This is a genomic window from Roseateles puraquae (assembly GCF_002205845.1).
Classification (GTDB): Bacteria; Pseudomonadota; Gammaproteobacteria; order Burkholderiales; family Burkholderiaceae_C; genus Pelomonas; species Pelomonas puraquae.
On sequence record NZ_NISI01000030.1, the window covers coordinates 1 to 12,844 of the forward strand.

8 protein-coding genes and 1 pseudogene are annotated in these 12,844 nt (G+C 65.3%); 3 read left to right on the top strand and 6 right to left on the bottom strand.

All coding sequences use genetic code 11. The features are described 5' to 3' along the window. Window positions 1–573: 573 nt before the first annotated feature. From CDO81_RS27255 to CDO81_RS27270, 4 genes are all read right to left on the bottom strand, one after another. Complete coding sequence (locus CDO81_RS27255) at window positions 574–1,557, bottom strand: IS5 family transposase (RefSeq protein WP_088486415.1); 984 nt, start codon at window positions 1,555–1,557, stop codon at window positions 574–576. Between the two features lie 40 nt (window positions 1,558–1,597). Next, the gene (iteS, locus tag CDO81_RS27260; RefSeq protein ID WP_088486416.1) at window positions 1,598–3,808 is read right to left on the bottom strand and encodes a S8 family anti-phage peptidase IteS; all 2,211 of its coding nucleotides are present in this window, start codon (window positions 3,806–3,808) and stop codon (window positions 1,598–1,600) included. Next, complete coding sequence (iteA, locus tag CDO81_RS27265; protein ID WP_241517194.1) at window positions 3,774–4,937, bottom strand: anti-phage ATPase IteA; 1,164 nt, start codon at window positions 4,935–4,937, stop codon at window positions 3,774–3,776. The genes iteS and iteA overlap by 35 nt, the downstream gene beginning before the upstream one ends. 348 nt (window positions 4,938–5,285) lie before the next feature. Next, complete coding sequence (locus CDO81_RS27270) at window positions 5,286–6,500, bottom strand: tyrosine-type recombinase/integrase (protein WP_241517195.1); 1,215 nt, start codon at window positions 6,498–6,500, stop codon at window positions 5,286–5,288. A gap of 459 nt (window positions 6,501–6,959) precedes the next feature. Here CDO81_RS27270 and CDO81_RS27275 point away from each other — a divergent pair. Continuing rightward, window positions 6,960–9,005: pseudogene (locus CDO81_RS27275) on the top strand (heavy metal translocating P-type ATPase); the annotation flags it as partial. Window positions 9,006–9,187: 182 nt separating this feature from the next. After that, window positions 9,188–9,508, top strand: coding sequence for a YnfA family protein (locus tag CDO81_RS27280; protein ID WP_088486419.1), 321 nt, complete (start codon window positions 9,188–9,190; stop codon window positions 9,506–9,508). Window positions 9,509–9,696: 188 nt separating this feature from the next. Here CDO81_RS27280 and CDO81_RS27285 read toward each other — a convergent pair whose 3' ends face one another. Further along, window positions 9,697–10,341, bottom strand: coding sequence for a 5' nucleotidase, NT5C type (locus tag CDO81_RS27285; protein WP_088486420.1), 645 nt, complete (start codon window positions 10,339–10,341; stop codon window positions 9,697–9,699). Then, window positions 10,338–11,516 (bottom strand): tyrosine-type recombinase/integrase, encoded by a 1,179-nt coding sequence (locus CDO81_RS27290; RefSeq protein ID WP_479561823.1) that lies wholly within the window; start codon window positions 11,514–11,516, stop codon window positions 10,338–10,340. Before CDO81_RS27290 ends, CDO81_RS27285 begins: the two co-directional genes overlap by 4 nt. 129 nt (window positions 11,517–11,645) lie before the next feature. Here CDO81_RS27290 and CDO81_RS27295 point away from each other — a divergent pair, with 129 nt between their 5' ends. After that, a complete protein-coding gene (locus CDO81_RS27295; protein ID WP_158218456.1) occupies window positions 11,646–12,650 on the top strand; it encodes a DNA-binding protein in 1,005 nt (334 codons plus the stop codon). Window positions 12,651–12,844 lie beyond the last annotated feature (194 nt).

Consider the following 12,844-nt stretch of genomic DNA (forward strand, 5'->3'; position numbering starts at 1 on the left):
CCCTAGGGAACTCCCTAGCCCTCCAGTTGCGGGCACAAACACCCCAACTTGTAGGAACCGTGGATCGACCACGCGCGCCATCCGCAATACTCCACTTGGCGCGGATCCTCGCGGCGCTAGCGGCTGGGTCGCCCATTTTGTGAGCCATCAATGCGGTTGCGCCGTGCGTTAGGCGGTTCTGCAACAACGGAGAAATGCTCATGCATGATCACCATTCAGCGTTTCGCGGAAGCTTGACGGCAACCAGATGTCCGACCTCATGAGGACCTGGGAGCCCCGCCAGCACCTTCGGTGTTTCGTTGCAGAGTTGACCGTGTAACTAGGTAACACCGCCTTGCACTGGCACCCGTGCCGGCAGGTTTTGGCTCGCCCAGTTTGTTGTTGCCAGCGCCCGCATACCCTGTTCATGAATGTGTATGTTGCCATCCAGCGACCTAAGGACACGCTGATCAATAGGCCAGTAGAGCGATCTGCGACCGGCCAACGCACGGTTCGCGGCGAAGCGATTTGAATTCGATCCGATCGGCGACCGCGTCTCTGCTTTTGGGGCCGTTTGCAGCCCCATCTGGCCGTTCAAGACGCACCTCGGGCTTGCAGGTCCAACAACGATCGCTTGGCGATCACGAGATTGGCCAGACCGAACAGGCTGAACAGCTGCCCCTGGTTCTTCGCCATGCCCTTGTAGCGAGCCTTGCGATGGCGGAACAGGTTCTTCACCACATGGAAGGGGTGCTCGACCTTGGCTCGCATGGCGGCCTTCAACTGTTCGGCTTTGTCCAGCAGCCGCGCCCACTTCTTCGTCAGGTCCAGCGCCCGGCGCTTGCCCGGCTGCATGGCGACGAACCAGGTCGGCCCCATGGCCTCTTCGCGCTTGTCCACGCCACGGTAGCCGGCATCGCCGAAGGCCGACGTCTCCTGTCCATGCAGCAGAGCACCAGCCTGCGTCACATCGTTGACGTTGGCCGCCGTGCCGATGACCGTGTGCACCAGCCCCGACTCGGCATCCACACCGATGTGCGCCTTCATCCCGAAGTGCCACTGATTGCCCTTCTTCGTTTGGTGCATGTCGGGATCGCGTTCGCCCGTCGCGTTCTTCGTCGAGCTGGGCGCGGCGATGATCGTCGCGTCCACGATGGTGCCCGAGCGCATCAGCAGGCCTTGCTCGGCCAGGTGGGCGTTGATCTCGTCGAACAGCGTCTTGGTCAGGTCGTTGGCCAGCAACAGGCGCCGGAACTTCAGCAGCGTCGTTGCGTCGGGCACCGCCTCACGCGACAGGTCAATGCCGACGAAGTCGCGCATCGACTGGCTGTCGTACAGCGCGTCCTCCAGGGCCTCGTCGGCCAGGCCGTACCACTGCTGCAGGCAGTACATGCGCAGCATCTTCGGCACGCCGATGGGCGGGCGCCCGACCCGGCCGCTGCGTGGGTACGACGGTGCAATGGCCGCCTCCAGCCGCGACCACGGCACGATGCGCTCCATGTCGGCGAGAAACATCTCGCGGCGCGTGCGCTTCTTCTTCAAGGCGTACTCGGCGCTGGCAAAGCTGCGTTGACTCATATCGCGATGCTGCCGTCGCCAGGCCCAACGCGCATCGCGGTCAGCCCGGATAAATCAGCGTCTCCCTAAGCGTGCACAGGACGTAGACGACCAAGCCATCGGCGAGCTGCGGCTCATACTCCCTGCGGTACATGCGCGCCTGAAGAGCCCATCTGTCACCGCTACTTCCATTCGGAAAGGACTTGCGGTGTACCTTGACCGGTGCCCATTTGCCGCCGTGTTCCACCTGCGCCGACTCGTAGCCGTCGCTGCCGTCCTCGCCTTTGAGCGGCACTTTGGAGTGGATGATGTCACCCTCCAGAGTTCCAAAGCCGAGCTCGACGTTCGCCCTCACGTACTCCGAGCCAGCATTGCCGTCCAGCGGGGGTGCGTACACCGCCGTGATGATGACTTCGGCCCGCAGCTTGCCGTCAACCATCAGCCCGGCAGGAATAGGGTAGGGCGCCTTGCGCCACCGCAAGCCTGGCACCAGGCGCGACTCAAAGATCAGGGTGAAGCTGTCGTCGCAGTCGTACAGCGCAGATAGGACGTCCCTGGGCAGCCCAGCCCCGTAGTAGCGGCGTTCCCACGGTGTGTACGCGGGCGAAGACAACTGCGCCCCGTGAATCATGAGCGCCTTAACCAGGGCTGGGCTGGCCGTGAGCCCGGCCCCGCCGGCGATGGCTGCCCAGGCGTGGGCTGCCATGCTCGATGCAATCGGTGCAGCAAAACTCGTCCCGAAGCTGCGCGCTTTTCGGTTGTCGGCCGTCAGCACGGCCACGCCCGCCGACCCGGAGTTCCAGGGCGCGTGCACGTTGCCACCGATGTGCACGATGTCCGGCTTGGGCGTGAAGACGGGACCCGGCCCCCGGCGGCTGTAAGCGGCCGGCTCGCCCACCTGGTTGAGCGCATCTTCTGCACCCAGGTGGCACACGGAGCCAACCGTCAACGCGCGCACGGACTCGCCCGGAATGCAGACCTGGTCCTGCAGCGTCTGCACGACCGGCCAGGTCCGGCGCGGTTCATTCAGGTAGTTGCCCGCCGCCACGACGAAAAGCACGTTGTACTGGTCGCTGAAGAGGTCCAGCGCTTGCGCGAACTCGCTGAAGATCTGTTCGTCACAGCCGAACGGGGTGCCCAGCGACAGGTTCCATACGCGCACATCGGGCCGACCCTTGATGGCGTCCTCCAAGCGCGTGATCAGGTCGCCGACATAGCTGCCCGATCCGGTCTCGAGACCACAGACGTCATAGACCATGGCGCCCAGCGGCGGGAAGTCCCCATGGCCGGCGTTCAGCCCATGGGCACCCGCGACCAGCGATGCCACGTGGGTGCCGTGCTGGTGGTCGGTGTCCGGTGGCAGCACGTAGGTTTTGGTGCCCACGATCCAGGGGCGCAAGTCGGCGGCAGCCGCTGCGGTGCCAGTGTCGAACACGGCCACTGTGGGCAAACCCGGCACCGGCGGCGCCAGATGGGACACAGGTGCGGCACTGGCCGCCGCAGCAGCTGGGACCACGGTGGCCGTGGACTGCAGGCGGGGTTCGGGCGTGAGTCGACGCAGGCCCGGAAACGCGAGCAGCGCGTCCAGCTTCTCGTCGGAAACGTCGGTGGTATCCAGCAAGCTGGCGAAAAACCAGCCGTGTCGCCCCTGGCGGAAAAACCGGTGCTTGAGGCCGAGATGGCCGAGCAGCCCTTTGATGGCTTCGAAGAGCCGCGCATTGGCCGCGTCATTGGCGTAGCGGAAGAACCGAAGCAGGGCACGCCCTTGTTGCTGAACCGCGAGTGTCCCCTCGGGATTTCTCTGCGCCGGGCCCCACGACTCGATGCGAACGATCGCGCTGAGGTTGGCCCGCACCGTGGCAATGTCGCGCTCAAGGATGATGCTGCGCAAGGCAGCGATGCTCCCGCCATGTGCGCCGACCAACATCTCCTCCACCCGCTCATGGCCTGCCGGGATCAGACCGGCCTCTTCGACCACCGTGACAGGGCGGTGTGACTTGGCAATCGCTTCGTGGCGCAGCCGGAACATCAGCGGCGCCAGCAGATGAGGGTGCGCCTGCATTTGCCCAACGACCTGCTGGGTCGCGCCGTCCAGTGTCGCAACCAAGGCCTGGCGGTAGGCCGCGTCAACCGGGACGAACTCCCGCTTCGGACCACCGCCCGGTTGAATGCCTTGCAGATCGCGCCTGTCGAAGGCGATTTGCTGGAACGGGTTCGCCGCGTTGGGCAGCGGCGGTTCAGCCGGACCGTTGGTCGTCCTCCTCGTGGCCATCTGGTGCTCCCTCCTGTGTGATGTTGGTGACGTGGCGTGTGGATACGCCGTAGAGCTTGGCAAGCACGCGCAGTGAGAACAACTTGCGGTCCCAGCGGCGCAACCACACCATCTCGGCGTCTCGCGTGCTCAGCGGCACACGGTCAATCAATGCCAATGTGAGCCCCAGCCGCCGGAACACCTCGTGTTCATCGACCTTGGGATGGCCCGCCAGCACCGCGCTGCGCTTGGAGTCCAGACAGATCTGCTCGATCACTGCACCAGTCACGCCCTCCGAGCGCACGACCAAGCCTTGGAAGTCCAGGCCGCTGGGCGCGTAGTCGCCCAAGAAGCGTTGCCACAAAGCCTCGCGCACGGTGCAGTCAGGTAGCGGCATGGGCACCCGGAAGCTGAAGCGCCGCCAAATGGCGGGATCCAGCAGTTGGTCGTGGTTCGTGGCTGCCAGCAGGATCGTCCCGTCGGGCAAGGCATCGATGTTTTGCAGCAGCGCGATGACCACGCGCTGCAATTCGCCCACGTCGCGTTCATTGCCCCGGGCGCCGGCCAGCGCGTCGAACTCATCCAGGAACAAGACGCACGGCCGCTGCTCTGCGTACTCAAAAACACGGCGCAGGTTGCGGCTGGTCTGGCCCAACAGGCTGCTGACGAGCGTGTCGCACCTCACGGTAAGCAACTGAAGCCCCAGCTGTGCTGCGATCCAGCGGGCGAGCTGCGTCTTGCCTGTGCCAGGCAACCCGTGCATCAAGAGCCGGTTCGGAAGGGCGGCATTGGCGGCCACGAGCGCATCGTGGTGCCTGACACTTGCCAAGAACTCCTCAACCCGTGCCTCGATGGCACTGGGCAGTACGAGTCCGACGTCCTGCGGCTCTGGCCGGCTCACGTCCACCGTGTGAAGGCGGCTCTCGCCATCCACGGGTAGATTGTTGAGGCTGATGCCGAGCTGGGCCTCCTGGACAGACACCAGCGCACCTGGTGCGCGCGCCAGGCGCTCTCGGATCTGGCGTGCCTGCTGTCGGTTCCCGCCTTCTTCGAGCTTGTCGGCAAGCAGGCCGGCGTAGTTCGCAGCCATACTCGCGTTCGCGCGCAGCGCGCCGTCGAGTATCTTGAGAACTTCCGACAGGTGGTCCACAGCGATCCGAGTTTTGAGGTTGTCGTCGCAGTTTAGGTCCTAATCGTGTCGACTTTTCATCAAGACGTTTCGCATCCCTAGGATTCCGTCTCGGTTTGCAGGTTTTCTGTTTCGGTAGGGCCGAACCGGAGCCGCCGTTCCGAAGGCGCCGGATTGCGGTCACGGCCGCCGCAAGGGTGGCGACCGCTGCGTTGGTCCATTCACACGCCGCACCTGCTGCCGGTTGCCGGTTGCCGAGCATGCGTGGCCCAAGTACTCCCGCAACGGACGCTGTCGGCACTGGATGCGGCCTGGCATCCTGTGCCTGGGCCTGTCTTGGCGGCTGCCTCTCTGCTTGGCGGGGCCACGTCATTGCCCTGGGCTAGACGCGGCGGGTGCATCACCCACAGCATCCCATCTCATGCGATGCGCGCCGCTGACAGCAGCGTGGCGCGCATCGTCTTCGCCGTGCAAGTAGATGCTGGTGGTCGCGATCGAGACATGGCCGAGGGTGTCGCGGACATGCTTGAGGTCGATCTGGTTGGACAGGTTCGAGCCAGCCGTGTGGCGCAGCCAGTGGGCCGAGGCCGCTGCGAGCTTCTGTGCCTGCGCGTCGCCACGGCCATCGCGCCGCCACTGCTCAGCGGCCCGCGCGAAGATCTCCTTGAGGATCACATGGATGGCACTGCGGGTCAGTGGTTCGGGCCAAGCAGGGGCAGGGTGGGTCGAGCGACGCCAGGCAACGGGAAACACCAACGGCGACGGCTCAGCCGGCTGGGGCAGGGCGCTGAGCTCAAGGGAGCGCCGGTAGTTCATCAGTTCAACCATCAGCTCCGCGGTTGCCGGGATCAATCGGGCCTTGTCGCCCTTGCCGGTTGCCTGCAGCCACCAGCGCTGCGCACCGGTCTTGGGATCCGATCGCATGAAGAAGTCCCCCATGATGTTGTGTACGACTTCCGAGATGCGCAGGCCGCCCAGGAACATCAGGCTGAACAACCAGCGGGCCCGGGCGTAGGACGCTCGCTGTCGCGGCGTCTCCTGCGGCAAGGTCAAGATCGTCTGGCGAATGGCGTCCCACAGGTCCGCCTCGAGGAAGCGCACGATTCGCGGGGGAGGGGCCTTGCGTCGCGTCCGGCTCAGTGAGAGCGGATTGCCGGCCAGGTATCCTGCCTCGACCAGCCAGGACATCATCGAGTTGAGGACCACCATGGACTGCCGGATGCTGGCCTCCGACAGCGGCCCGGCAAACGGGCGCCAGCGCGAATCTCGGCGCCCGGCCTTGCGGCCCGGCGCCATGACCCAACGATCCGCAGGCTGGGGGTTGGCCAGGAACCGCCGGTAAATCAGCAAGTCCTCGTGCGTGAGCGACGACAGCGGCTTGTCTCGTTCAATCAGGGCCCACAGCAACAGCCGCTCGGCTTCACGGCGTGCGTTGGCCAAGGTGTTGGGACTGTCCGCGAAGCGTGCCAGCCAGGCCATCACGGCTTGCTGGTCGGTGTCAGCAGCGAGCTGACGATTGCCGGCGCGCGACCGGTTGGTGCCTGAGCGACCGGAGAGAGCGTCGATGACGGTGATTTCGCCCAACGGCGCGAGTCCCGCCGGCGTCAGGGCGCCGGTTTCAGAGCGTTCTGGGCGTTTACGCAATCAAATTTACACATGATTTGGGGCAACGGAGGAGGGTCCCTCCCAGGGAAGCGTGGTCAGCGCTGCAACTGAATTTGATGATGCCTCGCAAGCAAAATTGGTAAAAACTGCGCGAATCAACTAACTTTGCCCATATTCAGTCGCTGTCAGGAGCGGCCCTCATGGCGAGTTCAGCCCGGATCGGAGCGAGGCGAGGCCACATCGCAGCGGTGGACGTGCAGCAATGGCCGGAAGTCGACCCAGACGCGCTTTCGGACAAACGCCGGGCGCTCTACCTGAAGCGCCGGCAGGCGGTGACGATGTACCTGGCCGGCGCTTCTGACGCCGACCTGATGCGAGACACCGGGATTGCACTGCCCACGGTGCACCGATTGATCACTCAATGCTCAGGGCGAGCGGCTGGAGCAGGCGATCGCCGCCATCCGCAAGGCGGGGTTCCAGGCGGACCAGATCAAGACGGCCGCTGCAAGTCCAGGCAACGGTGGGGTGCAGGCTATGGGGCAATACGCCGGCCATGACACGGACAGTCCGAACCCTGATGCGCCGCGAACGTGGCTCAGCGACGGCTTGCCGCGCCTGGTGCTGGCACTCTTGCTGGCCGTCGGCGCGGAGGGTCTGTCGTTCATTGCCCCATCCGCCCTCCCTTGGGACATCGCCAAAATGGCCTTGGCCGCCGTCGCCATCTTTCTGGCGGGGTTCGGCACCTACCGCAAGGGCCTCGCAGCACTGCGCGCTGGTCGCTTGAACATCAACGCGCTGATGACAGTGGCGGTCACCGGCGCTTTCCTGATCGGTCAGTGGCCGGAGGCGGCCATGGTGATGGCGCTGTACGCGATCGCCGAAGCCATTGAGGCACGCGCGGTGGACCGCGCCAGAAACGCCATCCGCAGCCTGCTGGCGCTCGCACCCGAGGAAGCCGACGTGCGCCAAGCCGACGGCAGCTGGGCGCGCACCGCGGCCAAGGCCATTGCGGTGGGCAGCATTGTTCGCGTTCGCCCCGGGGAGCGATTTGCGCTCGATGGGGTCGTGTCATCCGGTACCGGTGCCGTGGATCAAGCCGCCGTGACCGGTGAAAGCATTCCCGTCGACAAGGCCCCGGGCGACGAGGTGTTCGCTGGAACCATCAACGCGGCATCCGAGCTGCAGATCCGAACCACGGCGCCGGCGGGTGACACCCTGCTCGCCCGCATCATTCAGGCGGTCGAGCAGGCCCAGGGCAGTCGGGCGCCGACGCAGCGATTCGTCGACCGTTTCGCCGCGATTTACACGCCAGCTGTCTTTGTGCTGGCGGTGCTGGTCGCCGCACTGACGCCTTGGCTGATGGACTGGACTTGGCTGCAAGCGGTCTACAAGGCGCTCGTGATTTTGGTGATCGCGTGCCCCTGCGCCCTGGTCATCTCGACACCGGTCACCGTCGTCAGCGGTCTGGCGGCTGCGGCACGGCGTGGCGTGCTGATCAAAGGCGGGGTGTACCTGGAGGAAGCCCGAAAACTCAAGGTCGTTGCGCTCGACAAGACCGGGACTTTGACCGCGGGCAAGCCCGCGCTCGTGGCCTTCGAGTCCGTGACCGCCAGCCGATCCGAGGCCGTTCTTCGAGGGCTGGCACTGAGCCTGTCGGCACGGTCCGACCACCCCGTGTCCAAGGCGATTGCTGCCGGTCTGCTGGGGGCGGGGGGCGCTGAGGAGCGGTCGGTCGAAGACTTTGCGGCCTTGCCTGGGCGTGGCGTTCATGGCACCGTAGGCGGCGAGCTCCTGACCCTGGCCAACCACCGTTGGGTGGAAGAACAGGGCCTGTGCAGCACTTCGCTTGAGGATCGTCTAGCAGCGCACGAGCAGCAAGGACGCACCGTGACGCTGCTCGCCAGCGCACACGAGGTGCTGGCCTTGGTGGCGGTCGCCGATCGCATCAAGCCCACGTCCAGGCAGGCGGTGCAAGAGCTTCTCGTGCTGGGCGTGACGCCGGTGATGCTCACCGGAGACAACGCGACCACAGCGCAAGCGATCGGACGGCAAGCCGGGATCGACGAGGTTCGAGGCCCCCTGCTGCCGGACGAGAAGCTAAACGCCATCCAGGAACTGCAGAGCACCCGTGGCATGACGGCCATGACGGGCGATGGCATCAACGACGCCCCGGCCCTGGCCAAGGCCGACATCGGCTTTGCCATGGGTGGTGCCGGCACCCACACCGCGATGGAGGCCGCCGACATCGTGGTGATGAACGACGACCTGCGGCGGCTCCCGGAAACCATCCGCCTGTCCAAGCGGGCCCATGCAGTTTTGGTTCAAAACATCACTCTTGCTCTGGGCATCAAGGCGATCTTTCTCGTGCTGGCGGTGTTCGGAAATGCGTCCATGTGGATGGCGGTCTTCGCCGACATGGGGGCCAGCCTGTTGGTGGTGTTCAACGGGCTGAGGCTCTTGCGGCCGGAAGTTCATCGCCCATAGCCTATGGCCTTGCGCAAACGTGCTACCGCGTCAGCTGGTGCCCCCGGCGCGACGCCGGCAGCGCGGTCGCCAACGTTGCAACACCGGTGCGCTGAGGTTTGGGACCGGCCGACCTGGACCCGCCCGAAGGCCTTAGGCTGGGCGTTCCGCTTGCAAGCGCTCGGGGCGCGACCCTGTGGCCTATGAAGACCTTCCTGCTGTTCGTCGCCACCGCCCTGGCTGAAATCTTGGGCTGCTACCTGCCTTACCTTTGGCTCAAACAGGGCCGCTCGGCCTGGCTGCTGGTGCCTGCGGCGTTCAGCCTGGCCGCGTTCGCCTGGCTGCTGACTTTGCATGCCACGGCGGCGGGGCGCGTTTACGCAGCCTACGGGGGGGTCTACATCGGGGTGGCCATCACTTGGCTCTGGGTGGTCGACCGGGTGCGTCCGACACCCTGGGATGTGGCCGGCGTGATGGTTGCGCTGGTGGGCATGGGCCTCATCATGTTTCAGCCGCGCGCCTGAGCCGTGGTGTTCGGCGACTTTGGACACACCGACAGCGCAAGAAAAAGGGCCCCGCTCGCGGGGCCCGAAGCCTTGTTGCTGTCATCGCACAAAGCCCTGCTCAGGGAGGAAAAGCAAGGGCGCCCAACGGCAACGATTGGAGGCTATTCGGATCGCCGAGAGTGCCAAAGCAGCTTGCTCCAGCTGAGCTACCGAGCTCGGACATGAGATGCGCCACATGAAGGGAAGCTGGGGCTGACTCGCTGCAGCCACGAGTCGACAAAGCCCGCCAGGTCCGGATGCAGCGAGTCGACCGCCGCCAACTCGGGCCCGGCATTCGGCGATCCGTTCGGCTCCCGCAAAATCAGCGCCCTGTGAATGCTTCCAGGGACGCCGAGGTGGTACGGCAGGTAGTCGTCCACGAAGGCGACAGGCCCAAGCTTCACGAGCGCAGCTGCCTTGGGGCTGACGCCGACAACCACGTTGCCGGTGGCGACCAACCCGTCCAGTGGGAAGCCCAAAGCCGCCAGGTTCTGCTCGCGGGCAGCAGCAAATTTCGCATCAACGGCGGACACGCAAACCAGACGAAACCCCGCGTCGACCAAACGCTGGCAGGCCGCCAACGCGCCCGGCAACGCAGGGATCGTGCGCCAGAACGACTCGTCAAAGCACGCTCGCAACTGCTCCAGCGCATCGCCAGAAACCCTCTGAACGTCCCACCGGTCCATCGGCCAATAGGCCTTGGCGTCGCGCAGGGCAGGGCGATGCCCAAAGGCTCGCTCCCAGGCACCGGCGTAGGCATGGTGGTAGTCCAGCAGGACGCCGTCAGCGTCCAGGGCGATCGTGGGTTTCATTTCGGCGGCTTTGGAGAGTCCGAGGCCGTCCACTGCACCCGGTGCGCCGTGGACGTCGCATCGTGCCGCACATCGTCTTCGGCGTGCAGGTAGGTGTTCGTGGTGGCGATGCTGCCATGCCCCAGGTTGTCGCGAACGACTTTGAGGTCCATGCCGTTGCTCTGGTGGGTGCCCGCCGTGTGGCGCAGCCAATGGGTGGACGCCTGGGCGATGTGCTCGGCCGCGGCCAACAAATGGACGTCGCCTGTGGCCCGCAGGCGATCGGCAGTCGCCGTCATGATGCTCTTCACGACCTCATGTATGCCCGTCCGCTGCATCGGAACCGCGGCCCCGATGAGTGGCAGCACCAGGGGCGTTTCATCGCCAGCGCAGGGCAGGGGGGACAAGCCGCACGCCAGCCGGTAGCGCGTGAGTTCATCCATCAACTCCGGCGTTGCCGGGATCAATCGCAGTTTTTGGCCTTTGCCCAGAACCTCCAACCACCAACGGTCTCGCCCGTCCGGGCTGAGGCGACTGAAGAACCCCCCCATGGTGCCTGAGCACACCTCAGAAACGCGCAAGCCGCCGATGTACAGCAAGGTCAGCAGCCAGCGCGTGCGCGCGGCATGGGCGCGTTGACGCGCGGTGTCTGTGGGCAAGGCCTCGACCGTCCGCTTGACCTCGACCCAGTGCGCCATCGGCAAGTACCGAGTCACGCGGGGCGGCGTCCGCTGCGTGCGGCGTCGGCGGTTGAGTGCCAGGGGGTTGCCGCGCAGGTAGCGCGCTTCCACCAACCACCCGAACAGGCTGTTGAGCACGGACGCTGCTTGCCGTTGGCTGCTGGCGCTCAGCGGCCCGGCAAAGGGGCGCCAATCTGGGCTCGATCTCGCCGGCCGTTGTCCGCGCCGCATCACCCAGCGCTCAGCCGGCTGGGGATCGCTCAGGAAGCGCTGGTAGACCAGCAGGTCTTCGTGCGCAAGGTCGGACAGTGATTTGCCGTGTTGGAGCACGCACCACAACAACAAGCGTTCGACTTCCTTGCGGTAGCTGGCCAGGGTTGCCGGGGAGTCGGCGTAGTTGGCCAGCCAAGCCAACACCGCGGAGCGGTCGTCCGTCGCCGCAATTTGCGCGGCGCCCGGGACTCGGTTGTGCCCCTCTCGTCCATCGAGCCCGGCGGGCATGAGGAAGCGATCCAAAGGCGCCACCGAGGGCACTGCGAGGTTTTGAGGAGGCGCCTTTGACGACACCTGGACATTAGAGCAGTTATGTCCAGAGACTGGCAACAAGAGTTGGCTTCTTTACGTATTACGCCGTACTATCAACGCATGAGTACCGAGAACGAGATCCTCGCCGAGGTCGAGGCGCTGAAAGGCAAGTTCAGCGACACCAAAGCCTTGTACCGCGAAGTCTGCGCATTGCTGTTCTTCAGGTACGGCATCACGCCCACCACCAACAAGCTGTACCAGTACGTCCGCAAGGGCACCATGGGCACGCCGGCTGAGGCGCTCGCCAAGTTCTGGGACGAGCTCAGAGGCAAGGCGCGCATCGAGATCGACCATCCGGACTTGCCGCAGGACATCAAGACCGTCGCGGCAGAGGCCATCGCGGCCATCTGGCAGCAAGCAACGGCAGCTGCGCGAAGCGAGCTGGCCGTCATCCGAGAAGACTTGCAAGCGGCGACGGCGACTGCCAAGCACAGGGAGGCTGAGGCGCAAGCCGCCGCGGAGCGCGCTGCTGCGGAGACAGGCCGTGTGAATGCACTGCTGCTGCAGTGCCAGCGTGACTTGGAGGCCGAGCGCCTGGCAACCGCCGGCATTCAGTCCCGCCTGGCCCAGCAGGAACAACAGCTGGAGGAGCAACGTTCATTGAACAAGCAACTCCAGGAGCGTTTCAGCAACGAGCTGGAAAAGGCTCGGACTGCTGTTGAAGCTGCCCACGACCGGGCGGCCGCGGCCGAGAAGCGAGCGCTGCTTGAGGTCGAGCATGAGCGGCAGGCTCGAATCAAGGCGGACCGGACCACGGAAACACTGCGCGGCCAACTGGCACAGGCGGAGGCCCGCGAGCGTGACAGCGCGCTTCGGCACACGGAGGCGTACACCCGGCTACAAGCCAACCTGTCGGCTGCTGAGGCGGCACGCGAATCAGCCCTAACCGAGGGAAGGGCGCTGACGCAGAGGCTCGCTGAACTTGAGCAACGTCTTGAGGCAGCGAACCAAGACTCCATGCGCCATCGCATGGAGGCCAGCATGGCGAAAGAGCTGATCGCGCGCATGGCGCCCCCGGAGCAAAAGGCTCAGTCCAAACCCGCTCGCAAAAGGGTAGCCAAATGAGCGCTTCTGCCGACCAGTACCTCCGGGCCGTGCTCGCAGCGCATGCTTGCGATCACAGCGGTGCCCTGGCTGTTGACGCTCGCCGAAAACTGACCCACGGGGGATGCGGACAAAAACTTGGACTGGTTATGCGGCGATGCCCAGGCGCCGACGATGCTGGGCGGGACTGCGAAAGCCCAGTGAGCTCTTGATCC